24 protein-coding genes are annotated in these 25,264 nt (G+C 64.9%); 8 read left to right on the top strand and 16 right to left on the bottom strand.

All coding sequences use genetic code 11. From position 1 onward, the window contains the following. Positions 1 to 277 precede the first annotated feature (277 nt). From JG747_RS28520 to JG747_RS28510, 3 genes are all read right to left on the bottom strand, one after another. The gene (locus tag JG747_RS28520; RefSeq protein ID WP_019856715.1) at positions 278 to 1,261 is read right to left on the bottom strand and encodes a Tim44 domain-containing protein; all 984 of its coding nucleotides are present in this window, start codon (positions 1,259 to 1,261) and stop codon (positions 278 to 280) included. Between the two features lie 62 nt (positions 1,262 to 1,323). Further along, on the bottom strand, positions 1,324 to 1,617 hold the full coding sequence (locus JG747_RS28515) for a TFIIB-type zinc ribbon-containing protein (protein ID WP_019856716.1): 294 nt from the start codon (positions 1,615 to 1,617) through the stop codon (positions 1,324 to 1,326). A 197-nt stretch (positions 1,618 to 1,814) separates the two neighbouring features. After that, positions 1,815 to 2,804, bottom strand: a complete 990-nt coding sequence (locus tag JG747_RS28510; protein WP_202360510.1) for a zinc-dependent alcohol dehydrogenase family protein — start codon at positions 2,802 to 2,804, stop codon at positions 1,815 to 1,817. Positions 2,805 to 2,906: 102 nt separating this feature from the next. On the opposite strand from JG747_RS28510, the gene JG747_RS28505 reads away from it, so the two are divergent. Further along, positions 2,907 to 3,809 (top strand): LysR family transcriptional regulator, encoded by a 903-nt coding sequence (locus tag JG747_RS28505; RefSeq protein WP_019856718.1) that lies wholly within the window; start codon positions 2,907 to 2,909, stop codon positions 3,807 to 3,809. Between the two features lie 87 nt (positions 3,810 to 3,896). Further along, positions 3,897 to 5,543 carry an acetolactate synthase large subunit gene (locus tag JG747_RS28500; protein ID WP_019856719.1) on the top strand — a complete coding sequence of 549 codons (1,647 nt, stop codon included), beginning with the start codon at positions 3,897 to 3,899 and terminating at the stop codon, positions 5,541 to 5,543. A gap of 44 nt (positions 5,544 to 5,587) precedes the next feature. Here the strand turns inward: JG747_RS28500 and JG747_RS28495 are convergent, their stop codons facing one another. The 8 genes from JG747_RS28495 to JG747_RS28460 form a co-directional block, all read right to left on the bottom strand. Then, positions 5,588 to 6,757, bottom strand: coding sequence for a substrate-binding protein (locus JG747_RS28495; protein WP_202360509.1), 1,170 nt, complete (start codon positions 6,755 to 6,757; stop codon positions 5,588 to 5,590). 80 nt (positions 6,758 to 6,837) lie between these two features. Further along, a complete protein-coding gene (locus tag JG747_RS28490; protein ID WP_019856721.1) occupies positions 6,838 to 7,539 on the bottom strand; it encodes an ABC transporter ATP-binding protein in 702 nt (233 codons plus the stop codon). Between the two features lie 2 nt (positions 7,540 to 7,541). Continuing rightward, entirely contained in the window at positions 7,542 to 8,246 is a 705-nt protein-coding gene (locus JG747_RS28485) for an ATP-binding cassette domain-containing protein (protein ID WP_019856722.1), read from the bottom strand. Continuing rightward, a complete protein-coding gene (locus tag JG747_RS28480; RefSeq protein WP_202360508.1) occupies positions 8,243 to 9,229 on the bottom strand; it encodes a branched-chain amino acid ABC transporter permease in 987 nt (328 codons plus the stop codon). The genes JG747_RS28485 and JG747_RS28480 overlap by 4 nt, the downstream gene beginning before the upstream one ends. Continuing rightward, positions 9,226 to 10,143, bottom strand: a complete 918-nt coding sequence (gene urtB, locus JG747_RS28475; RefSeq protein WP_019856724.1) for an urea ABC transporter permease subunit UrtB — start codon at positions 10,141 to 10,143, stop codon at positions 9,226 to 9,228. Before urtB ends, JG747_RS28480 begins: the two co-directional genes overlap by 4 nt. After that, complete coding sequence (locus JG747_RS28470; protein WP_038645114.1) at positions 10,088 to 11,209, bottom strand: class II histone deacetylase; 1,122 nt, start codon at positions 11,207 to 11,209, stop codon at positions 10,088 to 10,090. Before JG747_RS28470 ends, urtB begins: the two co-directional genes overlap by 56 nt. A gap of 84 nt (positions 11,210 to 11,293) precedes the next feature. Continuing rightward, a complete protein-coding gene (locus JG747_RS28465; protein WP_202360507.1) occupies positions 11,294 to 14,008 on the bottom strand; it encodes a LuxR C-terminal-related transcriptional regulator in 2,715 nt (904 codons plus the stop codon). Next, on the bottom strand, positions 14,005 to 14,652 hold the full coding sequence (locus JG747_RS28460) for a GNAT family N-acetyltransferase (RefSeq protein ID WP_223217772.1): 648 nt from the start codon (positions 14,650 to 14,652) through the stop codon (positions 14,005 to 14,007). Before JG747_RS28460 ends, JG747_RS28465 begins: the two co-directional genes overlap by 4 nt. A gap of 177 nt (positions 14,653 to 14,829) precedes the next feature. On the opposite strand from JG747_RS28460, the gene JG747_RS28455 reads away from it, so the two are divergent. Genes JG747_RS28455 through JG747_RS28440 form a run of 4 tightly spaced genes read left to right on the top strand, consistent with a single transcriptional unit; the run spans position 14,830 to position 19,163 of the window. Then, on the top strand, positions 14,830 to 16,131 hold the full coding sequence (locus JG747_RS28455) for an ArgE/DapE family deacylase (protein WP_202360506.1): 1,302 nt from the start codon (positions 14,830 to 14,832) through the stop codon (positions 16,129 to 16,131). Beyond that, positions 16,128 to 17,186 carry a phosphotransferase gene (locus tag JG747_RS28450; protein WP_202360505.1) on the top strand — a complete coding sequence of 353 codons (1,059 nt, stop codon included), beginning with the start codon at positions 16,128 to 16,130 and terminating at the stop codon, positions 17,184 to 17,186. The genes JG747_RS28455 and JG747_RS28450 overlap by 4 nt, the downstream gene beginning before the upstream one ends. Then, positions 17,187 to 18,497 carry an aspartate aminotransferase family protein gene (locus tag JG747_RS28445; protein ID WP_202360504.1) on the top strand — a complete coding sequence of 437 codons (1,311 nt, stop codon included), beginning with the start codon at positions 17,187 to 17,189 and terminating at the stop codon, positions 18,495 to 18,497. Positions 18,498 to 18,506: 9 nt separating this feature from the next. Continuing rightward, the gene (locus JG747_RS28440; protein WP_202360503.1) at positions 18,507 to 19,163 is read left to right on the top strand and encodes a GntR family transcriptional regulator; all 657 of its coding nucleotides are present in this window, start codon (positions 18,507 to 18,509) and stop codon (positions 19,161 to 19,163) included. A 23-nt stretch (positions 19,164 to 19,186) separates the two neighbouring features. On the opposite strand, the gene JG747_RS28435 is transcribed toward JG747_RS28440, so the two are convergent. Genes JG747_RS28435 through JG747_RS28415 form a run of 5 tightly spaced genes read right to left on the bottom strand, consistent with a single transcriptional unit; the run spans position 19,187 to position 23,919 of the window. Continuing rightward, entirely contained in the window at positions 19,187 to 20,491 is a 1,305-nt protein-coding gene (locus JG747_RS28435) for an NAD(P)/FAD-dependent oxidoreductase (protein WP_202360502.1), read from the bottom strand. After that, the gene (locus JG747_RS28430; protein WP_064983341.1) at positions 20,488 to 21,471 is read right to left on the bottom strand and encodes a branched-chain amino acid ABC transporter permease; all 984 of its coding nucleotides are present in this window, start codon (positions 21,469 to 21,471) and stop codon (positions 20,488 to 20,490) included. The genes JG747_RS28435 and JG747_RS28430 overlap by 4 nt, the downstream gene beginning before the upstream one ends. Beyond that, positions 21,468 to 22,376 carry a branched-chain amino acid ABC transporter permease gene (locus tag JG747_RS28425; RefSeq protein WP_202360501.1) on the bottom strand — a complete coding sequence of 303 codons (909 nt, stop codon included), beginning with the start codon at positions 22,374 to 22,376 and terminating at the stop codon, positions 21,468 to 21,470. The genes JG747_RS28430 and JG747_RS28425 overlap by 4 nt, the downstream gene beginning before the upstream one ends. Then, positions 22,373 to 23,122 (bottom strand): ABC transporter ATP-binding protein, encoded by a 750-nt coding sequence (locus JG747_RS28420; protein WP_202360500.1) that lies wholly within the window; start codon positions 23,120 to 23,122, stop codon positions 22,373 to 22,375. Before JG747_RS28420 ends, JG747_RS28425 begins: the two co-directional genes overlap by 4 nt. Beyond that, positions 23,119 to 23,919 (bottom strand): ABC transporter ATP-binding protein, encoded by an 801-nt coding sequence (locus JG747_RS28415; protein WP_038645128.1) that lies wholly within the window; start codon positions 23,917 to 23,919, stop codon positions 23,119 to 23,121. Before JG747_RS28415 ends, JG747_RS28420 begins: the two co-directional genes overlap by 4 nt. A 124-nt stretch (positions 23,920 to 24,043) precedes the next feature. Between JG747_RS28415 and JG747_RS28410 the strand changes: the two genes are divergently transcribed. Both JG747_RS28410 and JG747_RS28405 read left to right on the top strand, forming a co-directional pair. Beyond that, positions 24,044 to 24,778, top strand: coding sequence for a GntR family transcriptional regulator (locus tag JG747_RS28410; RefSeq protein ID WP_083246939.1), 735 nt, complete (start codon positions 24,044 to 24,046; stop codon positions 24,776 to 24,778). Next, positions 24,775 to 25,263: a DUF3830 family protein gene (locus tag JG747_RS28405; RefSeq protein WP_064983333.1), complete on the top strand. Its 489-nt coding sequence runs from the start codon at positions 24,775 to 24,777 to the stop codon at positions 25,261 to 25,263. Before JG747_RS28410 ends, JG747_RS28405 begins: the two co-directional genes overlap by 4 nt. The last annotated feature ends 1 nt before the right edge of the window (position 25,264 follow it).

Below are 25,264 nucleotides of genomic sequence, written 5' to 3'. Positions count from 1 at the left end.
CAATCTTCTTTTGTAAATAGTATTTTCACATATGGGATTACGTTGCAAGCGAGGGCGGGGCGAATTTTTCCCAATCCCGCGCGCTCACGCGCGGGCAGGCGGGGGGAAATCATGAAAAAGGATTGCCTGGTCTTTGTCGGCCGCCTGAACCGGGAGGCGCCTTATTTCAGCGCGCAGGCGTGCTGACGGACATCGGACGCACCATCGAGATCGGCACGCCGATTGCGTCAGGATCGTGCGCTGAGGCGCTACCGACGCACCCGTACGATGGTCGGGCTCAGGCTTGTTGGATTGCCGAGAGCTTCCAGTTCGAGCCATTCTGACGCGTAAATGTCCACAGCTCGGTCGTCTCCGTCGGATGGTTCTCGTCGCCCTCGACAACCTTGCCGCTGGCCCGCTCGCGCATCACGTCGCGAGACTCGTAGCGCAACGCGGCCGTGGCGTAGTCGCGGTCATCCTCGCGCCAGCTTTCCGCGATGTCGGCCTGCAGCAAGGTGATATCGGAGACCTCGTTCCTGAGACCTTTCTGGGCATTGTCGGCCAGCTCTTCCGAGAGATAGGACACCATCTCAGGCGTTGTCGCCCGGCGCAGGGCGGCATGGTCTTCACGCCCGAATGCTTCCTGGACGTCGGTCAACAGCTTCTGGAATGCGTCGAGGTCGCTCTGAGCCAGTGTGATCTCCTCCGAGACGTCAGCCGGCGAGCCTCCGCCCGAACCACCGCCAAAGCCGGGAATTGTGAACGAGCTTGCCTGCTGCTGCGCCGCAGCACGGTTCTCAAATCGCGACGCCTGGGCATTGCCGGCACCGGCCAGCGCCGGGGCAGGGCCCTGCGCCGACTGCGAGCGGAAGAAGCGGATGGCCAGCATGATCGCGCCACCGATGAGCAGGGCCTGGAGCAGGAAGCCGAACATGCCGGCCAGACCGCCGAAGCCTTGGCCCAGGAGCAGGCCGATCAGGCCGCCGATCAGCAGGCCGCGCATCATCGTTCCACCGAAGCCGCTCATGAAGCCGGGCCTCTGCAGGCCGGCCTGCGGCTGCCGGGCGGCAGAGTTCACACCGGTGTTGGGTGTCATCGAACGCTCGACCGGAGCGGTCGGCGCCGGCGCCGTCCTCGTTGGCGGTGCCGACTGGAACGTGCGCGTGCCGCGACTGCCGAAACTGCCGCCACGCCGAGCCTCGGCATGATCGATCGCGACCATGGAGAATGCGAGGAACAGTCCGGCGAACAGGGCTGCAAATCGGCTGGTGCGAGACATCATCTGAGATGAACCTTTATCGGTATGGTTTTGGAAATTTTAAGCAGGTGCCGGGCGCCATGCGGTCAATCGAACAATTCTTCGAAGAAGGATTTCTTCCGCTTGGGGTAGCGGTGGCCCTGCGAGCGCGAATAATCGTCATCGCGGCCGTGTTGCGGCTGGGAGAAGGCTGCCGGCTGTGGCTGCGCCGCAGGCGACGCTTCCCTGCCGGAACGCTCGATGATCTTGTCGAGTTCGCCTCGATCAAGCCAGACGCCACGGCACTGCGGACAATAGTCGATCTCGATACCCTGGCGTTCGCTCATCACGAGCGCGACGCGGCAGGAGGGGCAAACCAAACCAAGGAGGGAAGATGTCATACGGGGCTCCAAACCGAAAGGATTGAGCCCGCTTGACCGAAAAAGGTGGAAACGGGCCCGTTAAAGCGGTCCGACATCACAATCACCAGAAGCGATCGTCAGAGGGGCCCGGCCCGCACCACACAGTTAGGAATGCCGAGCCAGGCCTTCAAGGGCGATATTGCCGGCAAGAATGATTTGTTCGCCGCTGCCGTCGCTCAAACCGTTACGATGATCTTGCCGAATTGCTCGTTCGATTCGAGGTAGCGGTGCGCCTCGACGATCTGGTTGAACGCGAAGCTCCGGTCGATGATCGGCCTCAGCGTACCCGTCTCCAGGCCTTCGAGGATGAACGCCTTGGCGACCTCCAGCTTCTCCGGGGTGCCGGTGATTTCGTGCACGAGATAGCCACGCAACGTCAGCGTCTTGCCCAACACGGCAGCCAGAGGGAACGGCGTCGGCTCGGGGCTCAACCCGCCATATTCGATGAGAATGCCGCCCTTTGACATTGCCGCCGTCAGCGGCTCGAAGATCGGACCACCGATTGCATCGAGCACGACGCGCACGCCTTGCGGCCCCGCGATCTCGCTCAGCCGTGCGGCGAGATCCTCCTCGGCCAGGACGACAACCTGCGCCGCTCCGGCATCGAGCAGGGCCTGTTTCTTTACCGATGTTCGCGTCACCGCGATCGCTGTCGCGCCAATTTTGTTGGCGATCTGGAGCGCGGCAAGCCCGACGCTGCTTGAGGCCGCGGTGATGACGACAGCGTCTCCGCTGCTCAGTTTGGCGATATCGATCAGGGCGCCATAGGCGGTGAGATATTGCATCCAGATCGCCGCCGCCGTCTGCCAGTCGAGCGACGATGGGTGCTTGACGATGAGCCTGGCGGGATAGGTGACCAGCTCGCCGTAAGCGGGCCAGCGCACCATCGATTGCGGCGGGATGACGCTGACAGCGTCGCCCGGGGCGAAATCCTTCACGCCTTCGCCTACCGTTTCGACAATGCCTGCCGCTTCCAGCCCGAGCCCGGAGGGCAGGGGAGGAGTCTCGATATAGCTGCCCGCGCGCAGCAGCGCCTCGGCACGGTTGAGTCCGAGCGCCTTGACGCGGATTTGAACCTCACCCGGACGCGGTGGAGGGAGGTCGATATCCTCGATGCGCAGAACTTCGGGACCGCCATGCTGGTGGAAGCGGACAATACGAGCCATTCGGGTTACTCCTAATTATCTGAACCGAATGAGCTATGCAGGCAGAGGCTTCATGGATAAATGGGCGTAGGGATAAAGCAGTAGAAACCAGAGGTTTCGAATATGGATAGGCTCGAGAGCATGGCCGTGTTCGTCAAGGCGGTCGACCTTGGCTCGTTCGCGGCTGCGGCGGTGGCGCTCGACCTGTCCGGGCCGATGGTGGGCAAGCATATCCGCTCTCTCGAAGAGCGGCTCGGCGTACGCCTCATCAACCGCACCACGCGCCGCCAGAGCCTGACCGATTTCGGCCGCGCCTATTACGAACGCTGCCGCATCGTGTTGGCCGAGGCGGAAGCCGCCGATGCGCTGGCCGCCGACCAGTTTTCGGAACCGAGAGGCAGACTGCGCGTGACCATGCCGGCGCATTTCGGCCGCCACTGCGTCACCCCCGTGTTGCTGAAGCTGGCGCGGCACTATCCGATGCTGGAACTCGATCTGTCGCTCAGCGACCGCTTCGCCGATCTCGCGGAGGACGGCTTTGACCTTGCCATCCGCACCGGCGATCTTGAGGACAAGGCCGGCGTGATCGCGCGCCGCGTTGCACGCCAGGGCATGGTTGTCTGTGCCGCGCCTGCCTATCTCGGAATCCATGGCGAACCGCGGCGGATCGAAGATCTCGCCGACCATCAGGCAATCGTCTATCGCCGGCTCGGCCAGGTCGTTCAGCCCTGGCTGTTTGCGCGTGAAGGGCAATCCGTACAGGAGATCATCCCCAGCGGTCGGCTGCGGCTCGACGATCTCGACGCCATCGCCGATGCAGCGGCCGAAGGCATGGGGCTGGCGTGGCTACCGTGGTGGCTGGTCCGCGAGCGCATAGAGGCCGGTGCGTTGGTCGCGCTGTTGCCGGACCAGCCGCACTATCTCTACGACTGCCATGCGCTCTGGCTGCAGACGCCGCATCTGCCGCTCAAGGTTAGGCTCGCCATCGATGCGCTGGCAGCCGCCCTGCCGAAACTGATGGGCTGATCGCCGAGAGCAGGCTTGCGCTCTTTGAGGCGCCGCTTACCAATGCCATATGAAGGCGGAACGTGCGCATTGCAGGAGAGGCGGTTCATGACCAAAGGTTCGGATCTGTTCGTGGCGGCCCTCGAGAATGAAGGGGTCGACCGGATTTTCGGCATTCCCGGCGAGGAGAATCTCGACATCGTCGAATCGATCCGCCGCTCGTCGATCCAGCTGATCTTGACCCGACATGAACAGGCCGCTGCTTTCATGGCTGCCACTTATGGCAGGCTCACCGGCAAGGCGGGCGTGTGCATCACCACGCTTGGCCCCGGGGCGCTCAATCTGACGACCGGGGCGGCCTATGCGCTGCTCGGCGCGATGCCGATGATCATGATCACCGGCCAGAAAGGCATATTGTCATCACGGCAGGCGCGCTTCCAGATCGTCGACATCGTCGCGGCGATGAAGCCGCTGACCAAGCTGTCGCGCCAGATCGTCTCGCCCAAGATGATCCCCTCGCTGGTGCGCGAGGCCTTCCGCGTTGCCCAGGAAGAGCGGCCCGGCCCGGTGCATCTGGAACTGCCGGAAGACATCGCGGCGGCCGAGTGCGAGCCGGTGGCGCTGGTGCCGACGCATCCGGTCGAGCTGCCGCTGGCCAGCGCGGACGCGCTCGATCGCGCCGCCCGCATGATCATGGAGGCCAAGCGTCCGCTGCTGATGTTCGGCGCGGCGGCGTCGAGGCCGCGTGTGACACCCGATGTCGCCCAGTTCGTGCTGCGCACGCAAATACCCTATTTCACCACGCAGATGGGCAAGGGCACGGTGCCCGGCGGCACCGAACTCTATATGGGAACGGCGGCACTGTCGGAGCGCGACTATGTGCACGAGGCCATCGAACAGGCCGATCTGATCATCACCATCGGCCACGACACGGTTGAGAAGCCGCCCTTCATCATGGGCGCCAACGGGCCGAAGGTCATCCATGTCGGCTACCACTCGGCCGATGTCGAGCAGGTCTATTTCCCGCAGGCCGAGATCGTCGGCGACCTTGGCCCGTCGCTGGCGCTGCTGGCGGACCGTATCGAGGGCAAGATCCCCAACGCACAGGCGCTGCTGCCACTCAGGGAAGGCATTTTGAGCCGGATCGCCGCGCGCGCCACCGAAGACCGCTTCACGCCGCAGCGCATCGTGCATGATGTGCGTGCCGTAATGCCGGCGGACGGAATCCTCGCCCTCGACAACGGCATGTACAAGATCTGGTTCGCGCGCAACTACCGCACGCGCATGGCAAACACGCTGCTGCTCGACAATGCGCTGGCCACGATGGGCGCCGGCCTGCCGTCGGCGATGATGGCGTCACTGCTCTATCCCACGCGCCGTGTCATGGCCATTTGCGGCGATGGTGGCTTCATGATGAACAGCCAGGAACTGGAGACCGCCGTCAGGCTGAAGCTCAACCTCGTCATCCTGCTGCTCGAAGACCATGCCTATGGCATGATCCGCTGGAAGCAGGCGGTCGACGAATTCCCGGATTTCGGCATGACCTTCGGCAATCCCGATTTCGTCAAATACGCCGAGGCCTATGGCGCCAAGGGAACCAGGGTTATGGAGATCGCCGATTTGCGGCCGGCGCTGGAGCGGGCCTTCACCGGCGGCGGCGTGCATCTCGTCGTCGTGCCCATCGACTATTCCGAAAACACCAGGGTGCTTGTCGACGAATTACGCGAGCGGCTGCCGGCGCCGCGTACGCCGTGACGGCGGCCGAAAAGCCGCCGTCAGGACCTCTCGGGTGTAAGATCCTACACCTTGCAGTAAGGCGTGACCGGCGTGATGGCGCCGAAATCCTTAGCGATCTCGTAGCTGATGCCGTCCGCCGCCGCCTTGCCGACATAGGAATGGCAGAGCGTGTGGTTGTTGGAGGCATCGACGCGGATCTTGCCTTGCGGCGCGTCGAACTCGATGGTGGGCAATGCCTTGAGCACATCGTCATCCCTGAGTGACCCGGCCTTCTCGGCGGCCAGCGCATAGAGATGCAGGCCGTTGTAGCCGGCCTCACCGATGCCGTTGACCATCTTCTCCTGGCCGAACTTTTCGCGGAAGCTTGCGATGAACTTCTTGTTGACCGGATTGTCGAGCGCCATCCAGTAAGGCTGCGGCGCATAGGTGCCGGCGGCGACGCCGGGCGGCAGCGCGTCCTTGTTGAAAACCTCGTCGAGCGGCGCGATCAGCGGCTGCTTGATGTCGAAAGAGCGATATTGCTTGAGCTGCGTGACGGCATCGTTGCCGACCACCATCGACCAGACGACATCGGGCTTCAGCGATTTGATCTTCTGGAAAGCCGGGCCGAAATCCGTGGTGCCGAACGGATAGTAGTCGGCGCCGATGATCTTGCCGCCGGCCTTCTCATAGGCCGCCGTGATCGCCTCGGTCATCTTCTGCGGCCAGGCGTAGTCCGAGGCCATGACATAGATCGTCTTACCGAGATTCTCGGCCACCCACGGCATCATCGGGTCGACCTGCTGCATCGGGATCGGCCCGGTGGCGACGAAGTAGCGGTTGCATTCGCCGCCCTCGAAATTGGTCGGGTAGAAGAACAGCTTCTTGGCTTTCGAGGTCACCGACAGCGTCGCGCTGCGCTCGGGCGAAATGATCGTGCCCATGACCACGTCGACCTTGTCTTCGTTGATGAGCTTGCGCGCCTTGTCGATCGAGCCCTTGGTCGTCGTCTGGTTGTCCTCGATGAACAGTTCGACCTGGCGACCGCCAATGCCGTTGGCGGCATTGAGCTCGGCGGCGGCGAGCTTGTAGCAATTGAGCAGCGTCTCACCGAGGATCGCCTGCAGTCCGGTGATCGGGATCGACAGGCCGACCTTGACGGTATCGGCGGCGCGCAGGATCGACGGCGCGCCGACCATGGCGAAGGCGGCGGCTGCGCCGCCGGCTTTCAGTATCGTTCTTCTGCTTATCATTGTTATGTTCCCTTCCAGTCCAGGCGCGCCCCATGCACGCCTTACAAAGTCAGCAGGTCCAGATGCGCTTCAGGCGCGCCTCATAGGGCCAACAGGTCCTTCAGCAGGCTCTCGTCGGCGAACGCCTCCGGCGTGCCCTCATGCACGATCCTGCCCTTTTCCATCACCAGGCAGCGGTCGGCCGCCTTCAGAACGAGATCGAGATTCTGCTCGACCAGAACGATCGCGATGCCGCGCTCGCGGGCGATGCGCGGCACCAGCTCGGCGATCGACTGCACGATGTTCGGCTGGATGCCTTCCGAGGGTTCGTCGAGCAGCAGCACCGACGGCAGGCCGCATAGCGCGCGGCCGATCGCCAGCATCTGCTGCTGGCCGCCCGACAGCGTGCCGGCGATTTGCGCCTCGCGTTCGCGCAGGATCGGAAAATAGCCGAAGATGTCGTCAGGAATGCCGCCGTCCCCACGGTCCATGGCTGCGCGCGTGCCGACCTCCAAATTCTGCCGCACGGTCAGCTGGTTGAAGATGCCGCGGCCCTGCGGCACATGCGCTATGCCCGCCCGCGCCCGGCGGAAGGCCGCCGCGTCGGTAAGGTCCTGATCGCCGAGAACAACCGCGCCGCCGCTCGCCTTCAGGCCACCGGCGATGACGCGCAGCAGCGTCGTCTTGCCGGCGCCATTGCGGCCAAGCAGGCCGACGACTTCACCCGGTGCCACGCTGAGATCGATGCCGTTCAGCACAGGGAGCAGGCCGTAGCCGGCCGAGACCGCGAGTGTCCGCAGCATGGTCAGCGCCTCCCCAGATAGACATCGCGGACCATTTCGTCGGCCTCGATGTCGTGGAAAGGACCGCTGCGCAGCCGGCGTCCCTGGTGCAGCACCAGCGTCTCGCAGTTCAGCGCCCGCACGAAGCGGATGTCGTGCTCGACAGCGACGATCGAGAACTCGCCCTTGAGCCGCAGCAGCATCTGCGCGGTCGCCAGCGTTTCCTGCGGCGTCATGCCGGCGGTCGGCTCGTCGAGCAGCAGCAGCCTTGGCTCGATCGCCAATGCCATGCCGATCTCCAGCCATTGCTTCTGGCCGTGCGCCAGTTCGCCGGCCAGCGTGGCCGCGCGGCTGCCAAGCGCGACCAGGTCCAGCAGCTCACCGACCGGACGCACCGGCGACGAGGTGCCCCACCGTGCGACCTTGAGATTGTCCTCGACCGAGAGGCTCGGAAAGACCGACGGGATCTGGAATTTTCGGGCGATGCCGAGCCGGGCGATGCGGTGTAGCGGCAGGCCGGCAATGTCGTGGCCGAGGAAGCGCACGCTGCCGCTGGTCGGGCGAAGTGTGCCGGTCAAAAGGTTGAGGAAGGTGCTCTTGCCGGCGCCGTTCGGCCCGATGATGCAGCAGAGCTCCCTGTCGCGCACCGTCAGGTTCAACCCTTCCAGCGCTTGCAGCCCGCCAAAGCGTATGCCGACATTCTCGGCCTGAAGCAGCACGTCGCTCATTGCGCTTGCCTCCGGCCCTTGAACAGGCTCTTCAGCCGCGCATAGATCGACAGGATGCCGTCCGGCAGCACGAAGACGATGACGACGAAGACGCAGCCGAGCAAAAGCGGCCACAGGCTCGGGTTGAAGCTGCTGATCGTCTGCTGCGCGCGCTGTATGGCGATGGCGCCCAGCACCGGACCAAGCAGCGTGCCGCGCCCGCCAACCGCTACCCAGACGATGACTTCCGTCGACAGCAGCAGCCCGGACAGGTCGGGTGCCACCAACCCGGCCATGCAGACATAGAGCGCGCCCGCGAGCCCGGCGATCGCCGCGGACAGGACGAAGGTGACGAGTAGCCTCAGCGGCGCATTGTGGCCAAGGGCGGCCGCCCGGACTTCATTGTCCTGGATGGCGGTCAGCACGGTGCCCCAGCGACCTCTGCTGAGCGACCACAGCACCAGCACGACCACCGCAACGATCGCCGCGACGAAGATGTAACTCGGCAGATCCTGGCTGAGATCGACATGTATTTCGCCAAGATCGAAGGCGATCGACGGAATGCCGATCAGGCCGCTGTCGCCACCGGTGACCGAGCTCCAGGAGACGGCGGCCTGCTGGCAGATGACGCCCATGGCAAGCGTCACGATGGTGAAGTAGCTGCCGCGGATGCCGCCGAAGAACAGGAAGTAGCCGATGATGGCGGCGACGAAGGCAGCACCCGCAATCGCGCCCAGGATGCCGAGCAGGCTGCCCAAGGGGATGGCGTCGTTGAGCGTGACCAGCGCCATGATGTAGCCACCAATGCCGAAGAAGGCGGCGTGGCCGAAACACAGGATGCCGGTGCGGCCCCAGAAGAAGTCGAGGCTCGCCGCGAACAGGCCGAAGATCAGCGCGTCGCGGATCACCGTCAGCTGGTAGCCGTCGGCGATGAACGGATAGACGACGGCGAGCGCCGCGCAGACGGCGAAGATCAGCAGCCAGTTGCGGTCGCGGGCGATCATCGCGACGCTCCGTTGAACAGTCCGTTGGGCCGCAGCCGCACGGCGACGATGGCCGCCAGCAGCACGATCGCCTGCGCCAGCGATGGCGAGATCTGGTAGTTGAGCACACTGGTCAGCCCGCCGACGAAGACACTGCCGGCGACGAGACCGCCGATCGAGCCGACGCCGCCGACAATCACGACGAAGAAGGCATTGGCGAGGTAGTTCACCCCCATCTGCGGCAGCACGATCGCCAGCGGTGCGACCAGGCCGCCGGCGAGCCCGGCGATCGCCGCGCCAAAGGTGAAGGCGATGGCGTAGGTGCGCCGCGTGTTGATGCCGACGCCTTCGGCCATTTCGCGGTTCTGGATGACGGTGCGGATGTCGAGGCCGAAGGAGGTCCGGCTGATCAGCAGCACGACACCGAGCAAGGTTAGCATGGCGATGGCGATCAGGATCAGCCGATAGGCGGGATAGACGGTGAAGAACAGGTCGAACGTGCCCTCGATCGGCGGCGTCACCGGCTTGGCGCCGAGGCCAAAGGTCAGTTCCAGCCCCTGCTGCAGGATCAGGCTGACGCCCCAGGTGGCAAGCACGGTCGAGACCGGCCGCGAATAGAGATGGCGGATGATGGCGAACTCCAGGATGCAGCCGACCACCGCGCCGGCGATGGGTGCGGCGGCCAGCCCCAGCCAGAACGAGCCGCCCACGCTCTGGACGAAATAGACCGCGAAGGCGCCGACAGTGACGAATTCGCCATGCGCCAGATTGGTCACGTTCATCAGGCCGAAGCTGATCGCCAGCCCGAGCCCGACCAGCATCAGGATGCTGATCAGCGTCAGCGCGTTGAGGAGCGTGGTGACGACAAAATCCATCGTGTCAGGCAGCACTTGCGAGGCGTTGGCGCAGGCCTGCGAGCAGGCCTTCGGCCGCATCGATCACCGCAGCCTGATGCGGCTGCAAGTCCTGCCCGGCCCATTCGTCGATATGGTCCGACAGCGGATCGATCACTTCGGTGCGGTGATTGGCGAGTGTTTCGATGACGGCATGGCCGCAGAACGGCACATAGCCTTCGGAATAGCCGCCTTCATGGGTCATCATCAGCCGGCCCTTCGATGTCTCGGCTGCCAGCGCCACCATGCGCGCGGCAAGGCGCCGGAAGCATTCGCTGTTAAGCATCATGCGGCCGAGCGGATCGAAGCCCGACGCGTCGAAGCCGGAGGCAACAATGACGAGATCCGGTTTGTAGGCGCGCAGCGCGGGGGCGACGATGCGGTCGAAGGTGGCTTCATAGGCGCCGGTGCCGCTGCCGGCCGGCAGCGGTATGTTGATGTTGTAGCCTTCGCCTTCGCCCTTGCCATTGTCGGCCATCGCGCCGCGCCCGGTCGGATAGAGATTGTCCTGGTGCAGGGAAATGGTCAGCACCGACGGATCGGAATAAAACACCGTCTCGGTGCCGTTGCCATGATGCACGTCCCAGTCGACTATCGCCGCGCGGCCAAGCAGGCCTTCATGCTGCAGCCGGCGCACGGCAATGCCGATGTTGGAGAACAGGCAATTGCCCATTGCTTGGTCGGGCTCGGCATGATGCCCCGGTGGCCGCGCCAGCGCATAGGCGTTGTCGACACGGCCGGTCAGCACCGCGCGCATCGCGGCATAGGTGGTGCCGGCCGAGAGCAGGGCGATGTCGAAACTGTTGAGGCCGATCGGTGCCTGGGGGCCGGCGAAGCCGCAGCCGCGTTCGCTGAGCATGCGGATGTCGTCGACATGGCGCTGCGTGTGGACGCGCAGCAGGTCCTCGACCGTCACCGGCTCGGCAAGGATCGGCACCAGATGGCGCGCCAGGCCACTGACCTGGATAAGGTTGTTCAGCCGGCGCTTCGACCCCGGCGATTCCAGGTGCCGTCCCGGTTCCACGAAACGGCCGGGAGGCATCATGTCGGCGCTGGGGCCGGTGTCATGCCACATCAGCTGTTCGTGAAAAACGTAACCTGTCGCCATAAGCAGCGTCCTCTAAAATCTGGACGACGCTAGCAGGCTAACGATGCCATGGCCCGACCCGAAAGAGGGGGGCACGCGGGATGTCTATGCCCCTCCTTTCGGAGGGGGGCGGAGGTTTGCGGCCGCCTGCGCGGCACGCACGGCCTGGACGCGGTTCGAGACCGAGAGCTTGCCGAAGATGTTCTTCAAATGCCATTTCACCGTCGTTTCGCTGACCGAAAGCGCGACCGCGATATCGCGGTTGGACATGCCTTCCGACAAGCAACGCAGCAGCTCGGACTCGCGCTGGGTGAGATGTTCCTTCTCGGCTGCAGGGGCGGCCAATTTGCGCGTCGCCATGGGCATCGTCTGCGCGGCATCGATGATACGCGTCGCATAGGCCGACAGGAACGGGTCGGTCTTTGCCTGCGCCGCGCGCAATCGCATCAACGCTTCGACCACGGGCCTGCCCTCGTCGACGAAGGAACGGATGAAGCCGGAAGGCTGGGCAAGGCGTAGCGCTTCGAGGAGATGACGGTCGGCCTCGCGCTGGTCATGGCCGGCGGCCTTGGCGCGCAGGATCAGCGCCAGTATGTGGCGGCGCATGCGCCCGCTGCTTTTCGTCCGCTCCAGCAGCGCGCCGAAAAGTGCCGTGGCCGCCGCGTAGGATTTTTCGGCCGTCAGCAGCCGGCCTTCGGCGAAGAACTCGAATTCGTTGGCGACGGTAGGGGCAGTTTCAGTGCTTTCGCGGCGATGATCGTCGAGCAGGCCGCGTGCCTCGGCGACACGGTTCTGGTCGATGAGCAGCCGGATGCGATCATGCACCAGCACCGACGCGAGGCGGCGGTAGACCGAGCCGCGCACGCGCTGGTAGACGCGCTCCAGCATGTCGAGTGCAGCGTCGCCGCGACCGGTCAGCTGCAGCACGCGGGCATAGGTCGGCACGCTGGCCAGCGGATAGACGATGACCGCGGCGCCTTCGATCAGCGGCCCGAGATTCTCGACCAGCGTCAGCGCCTCGCCGGATGCGTTGGTCTCATAGGCGAGTTCGGCCAGCAGCGTTCCGGCCAGCGCCTCGGCATAGGAGTTTGCGCCGATCCGCGTCCTGGCCTCGATGATCGTGTTGCGCAGCAGCCTTTCGGCGGCGGGCAGGTGGCCGGCCGAGCGTTCGATGACCGCCATGTAGCAATTGGCGATGGTGACGCCGAGCAGGCTGCCGCTTCGCTCATGCGCCTGGCGCGCTGCGTCCGCCGCCGCCCGCGCGCCCTCGAGGTCGCCCAGCGCATAGAGATTGTAGCCGATGACATTGGCCGTCGCCCCTTCCATGAACCAGGCATCGGGCGCGATGATGCGGAGCGCGGCCAGCGCGGTGTCGCGCGCGGCCTCGAACCGCTCCAGCGTGCTGTGCACGGCGGCGTCGAGGACGGCGATTTCGGCTTCGATCGTGGTGCCGGTCAGCGTGCCCGGATCCTTGCCGTCGGCCGGCCCGGTCTCGATCAGGTTGCGCGCATTGGCAAGTGTCTGCTGGGCAATCTCGGGCTGGCTTGAGTGCACCGCCAGCCATAGCACGATGAGCTGCAGCCGGATGCGCTGGTCGACCAGTTTCCTCGGCAACAGCGCCAGCAATTGGCGCACATAAAGCAGCTGGCACTGGGCGATGAGCTCCAGGGCGTTGTTCTCGACGAACACCGCAGCGCGGGCCTGGTCGCCGGCGGCGAGCGCATGCCCGATCGCCTCGGTCAGCATCTTGCGTTCGCCGAACCATTCGGCGGCGGCCAGGTGCAGCGGTGCGATCATCTCCGGCTCGCGCCGCTCCATTTCGCGGCTGAGGAAGTCATGGAACAGATGATGATAGCGGAACCAGCGCCGCTCCTCATCGAGCGGCACGAGGAAAAGATTGCGGGTCTCGATCTCGGTGATATCGGCCTCGGCATCCGCCGCCCGCAGGACCGCCCGGCACGCTTCGGCGCTGAAGCGCGCGAAGATCGAACTGTGGAGCAGGAACTTCGCCAGGGCCGGCGGCAGCCCCAGGAAGACTTCGCCCATCAGGAAATCGGCGACGTTGCGGTTGGCGCCGGTGAAATTGCCGATAACGGTTTCCGGTGCATGCGCGGCGCTGAGCGACAGCGAGGCGAGTTGCAGGCCGGCGGCCCAGCCCTCGGTCCGCGAGCACAAGGCCTCGACGGTACCGCTGCTGACGCTGAGGCCCAATTTGTCATTGAAGAAGGCTTCGGCTTCGGACGAGGCGAAGCGCAGATCGTCCGGGCCGATTTCGAAAACGTCGCCAAGCACTCTGAGCTTGCCGAGCTGCAGGTCGGGCAGGTTGCGCGAGCCGATGACGAAGGCGATGTTGGCGGGCGCCTGCCGCGTCAGGCGTTCCATGAAGCGCTTCACCGCCGCCGCCTCGATGACGTGGTAGTCGTCGAAGAACAGGGTGATTTCGGCGTCGCGCGCCGCAAAACCCATCACCAGTGCCGCGAGCACCACGTCGAGCTGGGGGATAGGGCTCGACTGGAAGGCGAGGTCGAGTTCGGCCGGGTTCTGGACCAGGTGGCGCAGCGCGCCCACCAGATGCGACAGGAAGGCGCCTTCGTCATTATCCGTCGCCTCGCAGGACAGCCATGCCGTCAAACGGCCGTGGCGCGCGACCTCAGCCGCCCATTGCGCCATCGTCGTCGACTTGCCGAAGCCGGCGGGCGCCGCGAACAGCACGATGCGCGTGTCGACATGCCGCTCCAGCCTCGACAGGATGCTTTCGCGCCGCACCCACCGGCGATGGTGAGACGATGACAGTCCGGCGGGTTGCGAAGATGGTCTCATCTGGCGCCGGGCACCCATTCCGTTTCGATCAACGGGATTTGCGGAGCGGCATCGCGCGGCAGGGTTCCCTTGATCCGGGGATCGTCGGTGATTTCGAAACCCGTCGCATAGGGCTCAAACCCGCAGGCCCGGTAGAAACCGATGACGCTGTGATGGTCGATGCTGCTGGTGTGCAGCCAGATGCGGCCCGGGGCGAGGCGCCATGCCTGATCGAGCGCGCCAGCCATCAGCCGTTTGCCGAGGCCACGACCGGTCAAGCCGGGGAACAGGCCGAAATAGGTGATCTCGATCTCGTTGTCGTCGGCCATGCGGAACTCGACCATGCCGACATGGCCGCCACTCTCATCACGGCCATAATAGAGATGCTGGCACGGATCGGCGAAATGCGCTGATATTTCGGCATCCGACATTTCGGCGGCGCGGTCCCACAGCCAGGGAGCACCGATCTTGAGGAAGATCGCGCGGTAGGCGGCGCTGTCGGGTTTGGCGATCCGGGTCATCGCCAGGGGCTGGGCGAAACCCGGCACCGGGGCGCGCGCCTCCATCCACGTCACCGCATTGACGATCTTGCCGGCCGGCACGCGCCGGTAGCCTGACGTGAGATCGGTGATTTCATCCGGCAATGCGCCTTCGGTGACCAGCATCTGTCCTCGAACTCTGCCAAGCGGTTTCGCCAGCATGCAGTAAGCTGATGCCAACTCTGCGCCCGCCTGCCAAGAGCTTCCCGGGTTGGGCCATAGTTTTGGCCCGACCTGTCTCCTTGCCTTTCCACGATATGGCATATGAGATATGATACACCATTCACGAGAAAGCGAAATATTATGCCTGAGCGGATTGCCGACGAAGCCATTTTGCGCGCGATCGATAACGGCTTCGCGCGGCAAGTCGCGTTCCTGGCGGACCTCGTGCGCTTTCCATCCCAGCGCGGCGAGGAACACGCCGCGCAATCCTTCATGGCGGCCGCTTATGAGGCCGATGGCTACGCTGTCGATATGTGGCGCGTCGATGTCGACGCGATCCGTAACCTGCCTGGGTTTTCACCGGTTGCGGTCTCCTACGACGATGCTTTCAATGTCGTCGCTACCCACACGCCGAGAAACGCCACCGGCCGCTCGCTGATCCTCAACGGCCATATCGATGTGGTGCCGACGGGGCCGCTCGACCGCTGGGTGCGCGACCCCTACGATCCGGCCATCGAAGACGGCTGGATGCATGGTCGCGGCGCCGGCGACATGAAAGCCGGCCTGTCGGCCTGTCTCTACGCGCTCGCCGCCTTGCGTAGCCTCGGCTATCAGCCGGCCGCGAATGTTTACCTCCAGTCGGTGGTCGAGGAAGAGTGCACCGGCAATGGCGCGCTCGCCTGCCTGCAACGCGGCTATCGCGCCGACGCCGCCTTCATTCCCGAGCCCCTGGAACCGCGCTTAATGCGGGCGCAGGTGGGGCCGATCTGGTTCAGGGTCGAGGTCGACGGCGATCCGCAGCATGCGTCGGGCGCTTTCTCGGCCGGCGCCAATGCCATCGAAAAGGCCTTTCTCATCATCCAGGCGCTGAAGCAGCTCGAAATCGTGTGGAACGCGCGCAAGGTCGATGACAAGCATTTCTGCGATCACCCGCACCCGATCCGCTTCAACCTCGGCAAGATCGAGGGCGGCGAATGGACATCGAGCGTTCCGGCACGCTGCGTCTTCGAGATGCGGGTCGCGACCTATCCCGGGCAGAAGCTCGAGGATGCCAGGGCCGAGCTCGAAGCCTGCATCGCAGATGCGGCCCGTGCCGATCCCTTCCTGGCCAATCGTCCGCCCAAGATGACCTACAACGGCTTCATGGCCGAGGGGTATGTTTTGGAGGGCGCCGACGAGATGGAAGCCGTGCTGCGCCGCAGCCATACCACCGTGTGGGGCGAGGCGCTGACGGAACACGTCACCTCGGCGACCACGGATGCGCGCTTCTTCGGCCTCTATGCCGACACGCCGGCGATCGTCTACGGCCCGATCTGCCGCATGCCGCATGGCTATGACGAGGCCGTCGATCTGGACTCGGTGCGCAAGGTCACCCAGACCATCGCGCTGTTCATCGCCGACTGGTGCGGCCTCGAGCCGATCGATCCGGAGATGAGCTCATGAATGCGGCTGTGCCTGACGCTTTTGGCGAAACGCTGGCGCAGGATGCGCCCGACGTTTCGATCGCCGATGCGCTTGCCATCTTGCGCCGGCAATACGGCCTCACCGGCAGCGCACGTCCGTTGCCGGGCGAACGTGACCACAATTTCCACATCCATACCGACGGCGAGGGCGAGTTCGTCCTCAAGATTTCCCATCCGGCGGAGGAAGCCGGCTTCACCGATTTCCAGAACAAGGCTCTCGACCACATCCTGGCGGTCGACCCGACCTTGCCGGTTCCTTCGGTGCGCAAGAGCCTCGAGGGCGAAGCGCAGTTCACGGTCAGCGTCGGCGGATCGGCGCCGCGCATCATCCGGCTGGTCACCTATCTGCCCGGCCAGTTGCTGTCGCGCTGCCCCACGTCGGCGGCGCAGGATCGCAATCTCGGCATTTTCCTCGCCCGGCTTGGCCGGGCTCTGCGCGGCTTCTTCCATCCGGCCGCCGGCAGCGACCTGCTCTGGGACATCCGCAAGGTCGCCAAGACGCGGCCGATGCTGGCGTTTATCGCCGATGCCGGCCACCGCGCCATGGTCGAGCGCGTCATCGATGCCTTCGAGGCGCGTGCGGCGCCGGTCATTCCGAGCCTGCGCGCCCAGATCGTCCACAACGACATGAACTCCTACAATGTGGTGATGGATGCCTCGCGGCCGGAAATGGTCAGCGGCATCCTCGATTTCGGCGACATGATCCATTCGCCGCTGATCTGCGATCTCGCCATCGGCGCCGTCTACCGCTGGCCTGCTGAAGGTCATCCGCTGGCGCCGGCGGCGCGCTTCGTCGCCGGCTACCAGTCGGTGCTGGCATTGGAGGCCGAAGAGATCGGCATCCTTTTCGATCTGATCCGTGCTCGCCTGGCGCTCATCGCCAACATCGCCAGCTGGCAGGCGGAACGGTTCCCGGCCAAGCGCGACTATGTGCTGCGCCTCATCACCGAGGTCTGGGCGTCACTCGAACGACTGGACGGGCTGTCGTCCGATGAGGCCCGCCGTTATTTTCTCGACCATTCCAATCCGGAGTAGATGCCCGTGTCCCAGTCTTCGCCATATCCCGCAAATACCGACTCGACAGCATCCGAGCAGGCCCTGCTCGAACGCCGCGCCAGGCTGCTTGGGCCGACCTATCGCACCTTCTACCGCAACCCGATCCATCTGGTGCGCGGCAGCGGCGTCTGGCTCTACGATGCGACAGGTCGCAAATTCCTCGACGCCTACAACAACGTCGCCTCGGTCGGGCACTGCCATCCGCGCGTCGTCGAGGCGCTGTCTGGACAGGCCGCAACGCTCAACACCCATACCCGCTACTTGAGCGAGATCATCCTCGATTATGCGGAAAAACTGCTCGGCACGGTTCCCTCCCATCTCGGCCATGCCATGTTCACCTGCACCGGCAGCGAGGCCAACGACCTCGCCATCCGCATCGCCCAGCATTCGAGCGGCGGCACCGGCGTCATCATCACCGATTTCGCTTATCACGGCGCCACGATCGCTACCGCGCAGCTGTCGCCTGCGGCGGTCGGCGCGAAGGGCGTGCCCGCGCACCATCGGACCGTGGCCGCGCCGGACACGTTCCGCGACCACGGCCGCGCCGCGAAGGACTTCGCCAGAAATGTCGCCGCCGCCATCGAGGACATGCGTGCGCAGAATATTCGTCCGGCGGCGCTGCTGCTTGACTCCGCCTTTTCCAGCGACGGCATTTTCTTTCCCGACGCGGCTGTCCTGCGCGAGGCGGCGGATCACGTCAGGAAGGCCGGCGGCATCGTCATATCAGATGAGGTCCAGTCCGGCTTCGGCCGCCTTGGCCAGGGCATGTGGGGTTTTGCCAATTATGGCATCGAGCCCGACATCGTCACCATGGGCAAGCCGATCGGCGACGGGCATCCGATGGGTGCGGTGCTGGTGCGCCCGCGGCTCGTCTCGTCCTTCGGCTCCAACACCGGTTATTTCAACACCTTCGGCGGCAATCCGGTCGCGGCCGCGGTCGGCATCGCGGTTCTGGACGTGATCGAAGGCGAGGGGCTGATCGAGAACGCGCGCAATGTCGGCGCCTATACGGCTGATCTGCTGCGGGCGCTGCAGGGCCGGCACGGCATGGTCGGTGACGTCAGGCACAACGGCCTCTATTTCGGCGTCGAGTTGACAGCGGATGGCGACGAAGCGCTGGCCGCCAGCAAGACGTCTTCTGTCGTCGAAGCCATGCGCGAGAATGGCGTGCTGATCTCGTCCTGCGGTCCGCGCGGCAATGTGCTGAAGATCAGGCCGCCGCTGCCCTTTGCCAGGGACAATGCCGAGCAACTGGCCGAGACGCTCGATCGCGCTTTGTCGAACTGGTGATCGGAACGCATGCTGAAGCTCGAACATCAAACCCTCAACGACCGCGCCTATGGCGCGCTCAAGCAGGAATTGATTTCAGGCGGTTTCAGCCCAGGCCAGACGCTGGTCATCCGCAAGCTTGCCGAGACCTTCGGCATCTCGACGACGCCGATCCGTGAGGCGCTGCAAAGGCTGGTCGCCGAGCGGCTGCTCGAGATGCAGAACAACCGCTCTGTTATCGTGCCCTTGCTGTCGGCCCCGGCCTTCGAGGAATTGACCCATATCCGCATTGCCGTCGAAGGGCTGGCGGGTGAGATGGCCGCCACGCGGATGAGCGAAAGCGGGCTGGTCGAGATACAGGCGACGCTCGCCGGCATGCAGCGCGCGATCGAGGCCGGCGACGCCAGAGGCTATCTCGCGCTGAACGAGGCGTTTCACTTCGCCATCTACCAGCATGCCGGCGCGCCGATCCTGTTGAACATGATCCGCGATCTCTGGGGCCGCGTCGGGCCCTATCTGAAGCTGCTGATGCAGGCCGACCGCTATATTCCGCAGTCGAACGACGCGCATCGCGGGATTGTCGCGGCGTTGGAGCAGCGCAATGGCCCTGCTGTCCGAGTCTCCCTCGAGCAGGACATCGCCGTGGCGGCCGCGGTTCTCTCCGAAAATCTTCGCATGACGGCCTGATCGACGGCAGGCTGGGTCGGGGCCTATGCGGTGTCGTCCAGCCGGTCGCGCAGCATGCTCCAGCCAAGCAGCATGTTGGGCGCGTGCCGCAGCAGCGCGTGGAAGGGGATCGGCGCCGGCGGTGCGAACGGCAGCGGCAAATCACGCACCTCGGTTCCGGCGGCCCAGTCGGCCAGCACTTTGCCCATCGCCGTCGTCATGGCGATGCCGCGCCCGTTGCAGGCGCGGCCGGCGATCAGCGCTGGCCCCAGATCCAGGAGGTGCGGCAGGAAATCCGGCTCGACCGCGGCCATTCCTGACCAGCCATAGGCAAGCGGTGGCAGGTCCGGCAGGTCGAGATGGCTGGCCAGCCGCCGCCAGATCGTGTGCGGCACGCGTGTGTCGGCGCCGGCGCTCAGAATATGCATGCCGCCGCTGATCAGCCGATTGTCGGCATCGAAGCGGAAGGTGAAGAGATTGCGCCTGGTGTCACCCACGCCTTGGCCGCCGGGAAGCAAACGCGTCCGCACCTCGCGCGGCAAAGGCTCTGTCGCGATCTGGAAAATCTTCAGCGGAAAATAGCTTCGTTGCAGCAGCGGATTGAGCGATCCGCCATAGGCGTTGGTGGCGATCAGCACCTTGCCGGCACGCGCCGAACCCGATGGCGTTTTCAGCGACCAGCCATCGACCACGCGATCGACCGAGGTAACCGGCGTGCGCTCGAAGATCTTGGCGCCAGCCTTCTCCGCCGCACCGGCCAGTCCATTCGCGTAGGCGACCGGATTGAGCACGCCGCCCGAACGGTCCATCCAGCCGCCGACATAGCCGCGTGCGCCCGTCAGCGCCTCGACGTCTTGCCGATCCAACGTGACAGCCGGTCGGCCGCGCCACGCCCATTGCCCGGCGCGCGATTTGACCTTCTCGAGGGCGGCAGGCGAATGTGCAGGTTGGATCCATCCGTTCTGCACGGCGTCGCAGTCGATGCCGTGCTGTTTGATCAGGCCGAAGACCAGGTCGGCACTGCCGGCGGCAAAGTCGATCAGGCGTTCGCCGCGCTCCGGGCCGAGATGCGCGACGATGCTGTCAGGGTCCATCTTGGCGAAGTTCGGCACGACGAAACCGGCATTCCTCCCGGTCGCGCCCCAGGCGATGATTTCGGCTTCGAGAACAGCGACCGAGATGCCTTTTTCAGCGGCGTGCAGCGCGGTCGACAGGCCGGCAAATCCACCGCCGACGATGGCCAGATCGACATCCAGCCCGCCTTGCAGCGCCGGCCGTTCCCGGCGATTGCGGCTGACGGCGTGCCAGAGCGAAGCGCCACGCGCTTCCTGCCCGATCGCAGCGGTCATGATCCGGAACTGCTCTTGATCGCCGCCGCTTTTTCTCGCTTGCCGAAGCGTGGGCGACGCGGCCTGTCGCCGAACAGACCGTTCGGCCGGATCAGCAGGATGACGCAGAGCATGACGCCGATGGCGACGATCTGCAGCGAGGCCGCACGCGCCTGCTGCTCGGGCGCGAACAGAACGCTGGTCAATGTGCCCGACCCCGCCCATATCCCCCAGACAAGGATGCTGCCGATGACGGCGCCGAGATTGCTGCCCGAGCCGCCGACGATCAACATCACCCAGACCTGGAAGGTCAGGATCGGCAAATAATTGTCCGGTGCGATGAAGCCGGTGAAATGCGCCTGCAACGCGCCGGCCAGCGCCATGATCGCGCCGCCGACGGCAAAGGCCTGGACGCGGTAGAAGCGCGCGCTCTTGCCCAGCGAGATCGCCGCCCGCTCATCCTCGCGCAAGGCCTTCAGCACGCGTCCCCAGGGGCTGCGCGACAGATGCTCCAGAGCGAGATAGGCGATCAGCGTGACCGCGCCGACGACGGCGAGGTTGGACAGGTTGAACAGCAGCGGCGTCTCCGCAAGGCTGCCGAAGGGACGCGGAATGAAGCCGATGCCGAACGGCCCGCCGGTCAGCTTCTGCGCATTGAGCGCGACCAGTTGCACGACGACGGCGACGCCGAATGTGGTGATCGCCAGATAGTCGGATCTCAGCCGCAGTGTCGCCATGCCGGTCAGTGCAGCGGCAATGCCGCCGACGACCATGGCACCCGCCCAGCCGACAAGGATCGGCAGGCCGAAGCCACCAAGTCGCGCAGCATCGTCCGGCGTGGTCAGCAAGGCCGAGGTGTAGGCACCAATGGCGACGAAACCGGCGAGGCCGACATTGAACAGGCCGGTCAGCCCCCACTGCAGATTGAGCCCGAGCGTGACCAGCGAAAAGATCAGCGCGGTGGTCAGGAAGAAGGCGCCGTAGCCGATAAGATCGATCATCTTTCCCGAACTCCGAAAAGGCCGATCGGCCGCACGAACAGCACCGCCATCAGGATGATGAAGGAGACGGCGGCGCGCCATTCGGCGCCGATCAGCTGCACCGCGCCGGCTTCGGCGAGCCCGATGATCAACCCGCCGAGCACCGCACCCGAAATGCTGCCGATGCCGCCGAGGATGGCGGCGGCGAACATCGGCAGCAGCATGTCGAAACCCATGAACGGGCGGATCTGCACCAGGATGCCGATCATCACGCCGGCGACGCAGGCAAGCGCGCCGCCGATGATCCAGGTGACGCGCACGACGCCGGCGACGTCGATGCCGACGATGCGGGCAAGCGCCGCATTCTGGCTGAGCGCCTGCATGGCGCGGCCGGTCTGCGTGCGCGTCATCAAAAGATGCACGCCGAGCACCAGCACCGCGGTCAGCAGCAGAAGTGCGATCTGATCGGGCGTGATGCGGATGCCGAAGCCGACCGGCATGGCGATCTGGATCGCCCGGCTGAAATAGGTCGGACGTGAGCTGAAGGTGAATTCGAGCAGGCTCCTCAGCGCCATCGAGGCGCCGAAGCTCGCCATCACCACGATGATCGCCTGGCCCTGCGAGCGCAGCCGCGAGAACAGCACTCTGTCGAGTAGCAGCGCCAGCATGGCGGTGAAGGCCATGCCGACGACCAGCGCAACCAGGAGCGGCCAGCCGAAGGACAGCGGCGCGATGGGTGCTACCTTGCCGAAGGTGGCGCCAATGGCACTGACGACGGCCAAGGTCGCATAGGTGCCCCAGGCCATGAAGTCGCCATGAGCAAAATTGGAGAAGCGCAGGATCGAATAGGTCAGCGTCACGCCGATGGCGCCAAGGCCGATCATCGAACCCGTCAGCAATCCATCGACGACAAATTGCAGGCTCATGCCGCGCCTCCCTTGCTGGCGCGAGAGGGGCGCTGGCCGAGATAGAGTTCGGCGACGACAGGATCGTTCCACAGTTCGGAAGCGACGCCCTCGTGCCGATCCTTGCCCTCGACCAGCACATAGGCGCGGTCGCCGATGGCCAGTGCTGCCTTGGCATTTTGTTCGACCAGGAGGATGGTGACGCCGGACTTGCGGATGCCGGCCAGCATCTCGAACACCATCGACACGAATTTCGGCGACAGGCCGGCCGACGGTTCGTCGAGGACCAGCACCTTGGGATGCACGATCAGGGCGCGGGCGACCGCAAGCATTTGTCGTTGCCCGCCCGACAGATTGCCGGCGGCGGTGCGGCGCTGGCGCACGAGATCCGGGAAGGCCGCGTACATCTCGTCCATACGCGCTGGGATTTCACGCCGCTCGAGGATGCCGCAGGCGACTCTGAGATTGTCCTCGACCGACATCAGGGGAAAGATATTCTCTGTCTGCGGCACGAAGGCCAGGCCAAGCCGCACCATGGTATGGGCCGGTGCTGCGGTGATGTCCTTGCCGTCCAAGAACACCGTGCCGCCGGTGATCGGGACGAGGCCGGAGATCGCCTTGATGAAGCTCGATTTGCCGGCGCCGTTGGGACCAAGGACGACGACGATCTCGCCTTTTCTGACAGTGATCGAGGCGCCGCGCACGATCGGCACGCCAGGCTCGTAGCCGGCTTCGAGATCGCGGACATCGAGGACGGTTTCGCTCATGCGGTGCCCCCGAGATAGGCCTCGATGACGCGCGGGTCGCGGGCGACCTCTTCCGCCGTGCCTTCGCTGAGCAGTTGCCCGCTCGCCATGACCAGCACGCGGTGACAGAGCCGCGTCACCATGTCGATATTGTGCTCGATCAGCAGGAAGGTGATGCCGCGCGCATTGATGTCGCGGATGCGGTCGATGATGACTTCCAGCAGCGTCGCGTTGACGCCGGCCGCCGGCTCGTCGAGCAGGATGATTGCCGGGTCGGCCATCATGACACGGGCGAGTTCGAGCAATTTGCGCTGGCCGCCGGACAGCACGCGCGCCGGCTCATGCGCCAGATGCGCGAGGGTCACCAGTTCCAAAAGGTCGAGCGCCTTTGCCCTGGCCGCTTTTTCCTGTGCCGCCACCCGCCATGGCGTGACGAAGTTGGCCAGCAGCTTTTCGCCGGCCTGGCCCTGTGCCGCCAGCATGATGTTTTCGATCAGCGTCAGATTGGGCAGCGGGCGGGGGATCTGGAAGGTACGGCCAAGGCCACGGCCGATACGCAGATGCGCGGCTTCGCCGGAGACGCGCGCACCGTTGAGCAGGATATCGCCGCTGGAAGGCAGAATACTGCCGGCCAGCAGGTCGAACATGGTCGTCTTGCCGGCGCCATTCGGTCCGATCAGGCCAAGGATTTCGCCAGCTTTGACGTCAAACGAGACATCGTTGACGGCGACAAGGCCGCCGAACCGCCTGACGATATGCCTCGCCGTCAGAGCCGGCGCACGGGTCTCCTTCCCCTGCCGTTCGGTTGCCTCGCTCATCAAACCCTCTGGCCGAAGACGGTCATCGCCATCTCCTGATTATTGATTTGTGATCACACTTGCTTTGATCACGCTATTCGGCTTTAATTTCATCCGCAAGCCGAAAACGGGGCACAAGCCGGGAATGCAGAAGGCTGCCATCGAGCGAACCAACGAAACAATCGCAGCCCAGCTTACGCCGGTCGGCCGCGAGACCGTGCAGGATCGCGTCTATTCCGAATTGCGCCGCGCCTTGATCGGCGGCCTGTTCGAGCCGAACCAGGTGCTGACCATCCGCGGCCTTGCCGATGCGCTGGTCACCTCGACCATGCCGGTGCGTGAAGCGCTCGGCCGGCTGATCACCGAAAAGGCGCTGGAGGCGCTGCCCAACCGCTCGGTGCGCGTGCCGCCGATCACGCTGGAACGTATCGACGATCTTTTGCGTGCCCGCTCACTCATCGAAGGCGAAGCGATCGCGCTTGCCGCCACGCGCATGAGCCCGCGCCAGATCGCTTCGATTGAAGCCATGCTCGGCGAGTGGGATGAGATGCGGGCGCTGAAGCACAAGAAGGATATCGACCGCGAAGCGACGCTCAACCAGAGCTTCCATTTCGAGATCTACCGCTGCTGCGGCTCGGCCGTGCTGATCCCGATGATCGAAAGCCTTTGGCTGCAATCGGGCCCCTGCATCCGCGTCGCCATCTATGCCTTTTCCGACGCCGGCGAGGTCGACACCGCGCACTATCACCGCCGCATCGTCGCGGCGCTCGCCAAGCAGGATGCGCAAGCGGCGCGCGAGGCGCTGGTGGCCGATATCAGCCGGCCTTTTGCCTTCTTGCGCGACAAGCTTCAATCCGCCGCCGCGAAAGACCAGACATGAACAAGCCGGCCTTCAAGATCACCGAACCGCGCTCCAAGCTTTCCGTGACGGCGCTGCTGCTGCCCGAAAAGGCGCCGGAAAACGCTGCCTTTCTCCAGGCGTACCTCGCCATGCCACGTGTCGTCCCCGGCATCCATGCGATGTGGACGGGACCGGAAATCTCCTGCCCGATTCCATCAGCTGATCTCGATGGCCAGGCCTATGCCAGGCCCTTGCCGGCGGAGAACGCAACGCTGACACCGCAGCCCGGCGATATTGTGCTGTCCTATGTGCCGCCGCGCATGTGGGGCGGCAATCCCAATGCCATTTTCGACATCGGCCTCTACTACGGGCAGGGCGCACGGCTTCTGTTCCCGATCGGCTGGCTGGCCGGCAGCGTCGTGGCGCAGGTACGCGCTGAAGAGCGCGACCAATTCGCCGCCTCATGTGGCGTCATCCGCCGCAACGGCGCCTGCGACGTCACCTTCAGCCTGGTGGAGGGCTGAC

The organism is Mesorhizobium sp. 131-3-5, assembly GCF_016756575.1.
In the GTDB taxonomy this organism is placed as follows: domain Bacteria; phylum Pseudomonadota; class Alphaproteobacteria; order Rhizobiales; family Rhizobiaceae; genus Mesorhizobium; species Mesorhizobium jarvisii.
Note: the sequence above shows the minus strand (reverse complement) of the source record. Positions and strands in the feature narration are given on the sequence as shown.

Excerpts from the sequence above, each read along its gene's own strand:
- JG747_RS28520 (WP_019856715.1), bottom strand. The coding sequence starts at position 1,261 with ATGATGTCTCGCACCAGCCGATTTGCAGCCCTGTTCGCCGGACTGTTC.
- JG747_RS28515 (WP_019856716.1), bottom strand. The coding sequence starts at position 1,617 with ATGACATCTTCCCTCCTTGGTTTGGTTTGCCCCTCCTGCCGCGTCGCG.
- JG747_RS28510 (WP_202360510.1), bottom strand. The coding sequence starts at position 2,804 with ATGGCTCGTATTGTCCGCTTCCACCAGCATGGCGGTCCCGAAGTTCTG.
- JG747_RS28505 (WP_019856718.1), top strand. The coding sequence starts at position 2,907 with ATGGATAGGCTCGAGAGCATGGCCGTGTTCGTCAAGGCGGTCGACCTT.
- JG747_RS28500 (WP_019856719.1), top strand. The coding sequence starts at position 3,897 with ATGACCAAAGGTTCGGATCTGTTCGTGGCGGCCCTCGAGAATGAAGGG.
- JG747_RS28495 (WP_202360509.1), bottom strand. The coding sequence starts at position 6,757 with ATGATAAGCAGAAGAACGATACTGAAAGCCGGCGGCGCAGCCGCCGCC.
- JG747_RS28490 (WP_019856721.1), bottom strand. The coding sequence starts at position 7,539 with ATGCTGCGGACACTCGCGGTCTCGGCCGGCTACGGCCTGCTCCCTGTG.
- JG747_RS28485 (WP_019856722.1), bottom strand. The coding sequence starts at position 8,246 with ATGAGCGACGTGCTGCTTCAGGCCGAGAATGTCGGCATACGCTTTGGC.
- JG747_RS28480 (WP_202360508.1), bottom strand. The coding sequence starts at position 9,229 with ATGATCGCCCGCGACCGCAACTGGCTGCTGATCTTCGCCGTCTGCGCG.
- urtB (WP_019856724.1), bottom strand. The coding sequence starts at position 10,143 with ATGCGGCCGAAGGCCTGCTCGCAGGCCTGCGCCAACGCCTCGCAAGTG.
- JG747_RS28470 (WP_038645114.1), bottom strand. The coding sequence starts at position 11,209 with ATGGCGACAGGTTACGTTTTTCACGAACAGCTGATGTGGCATGACACC.
- JG747_RS28465 (WP_202360507.1), bottom strand. The coding sequence starts at position 14,008 with ATGAGACCATCTTCGCAACCCGCCGGACTGTCATCGTCTCACCATCGC.
- JG747_RS28460 (WP_223217772.1), bottom strand. The coding sequence starts at position 14,652 with ATGCTGGTCACCGAAGGCGCATTGCCGGATGAAATCACCGATCTCACG.
- JG747_RS28455 (WP_202360506.1), top strand. The coding sequence starts at position 14,830 with ATGCCTGAGCGGATTGCCGACGAAGCCATTTTGCGCGCGATCGATAAC.
- JG747_RS28450 (WP_202360505.1), top strand. The coding sequence starts at position 16,128 with ATGAATGCGGCTGTGCCTGACGCTTTTGGCGAAACGCTGGCGCAGGAT.
- JG747_RS28445 (WP_202360504.1), top strand. The coding sequence starts at position 17,187 with ATGCCCGTGTCCCAGTCTTCGCCATATCCCGCAAATACCGACTCGACA.
- JG747_RS28440 (WP_202360503.1), top strand. The coding sequence starts at position 18,507 with ATGCTGAAGCTCGAACATCAAACCCTCAACGACCGCGCCTATGGCGCG.
- JG747_RS28435 (WP_202360502.1), bottom strand. The coding sequence starts at position 20,491 with ATGACCGCTGCGATCGGGCAGGAAGCGCGTGGCGCTTCGCTCTGGCAC.
- JG747_RS28430 (WP_064983341.1), bottom strand. The coding sequence starts at position 21,471 with ATGATCGATCTTATCGGCTACGGCGCCTTCTTCCTGACCACCGCGCTG.
- JG747_RS28425 (WP_202360501.1), bottom strand. The coding sequence starts at position 22,376 with ATGAGCCTGCAATTTGTCGTCGATGGATTGCTGACGGGTTCGATGATC.
- JG747_RS28420 (WP_202360500.1), bottom strand. The coding sequence starts at position 23,122 with ATGAGCGAAACCGTCCTCGATGTCCGCGATCTCGAAGCCGGCTACGAG.
- JG747_RS28415 (WP_038645128.1), bottom strand. The coding sequence starts at position 23,919 with ATGAGCGAGGCAACCGAACGGCAGGGGAAGGAGACCCGTGCGCCGGCT.
- JG747_RS28410 (WP_083246939.1), top strand. The coding sequence starts at position 24,044 with ATGCAGAAGGCTGCCATCGAGCGAACCAACGAAACAATCGCAGCCCAG.
- JG747_RS28405 (WP_064983333.1), top strand. The coding sequence starts at position 24,775 with ATGAACAAGCCGGCCTTCAAGATCACCGAACCGCGCTCCAAGCTTTCC.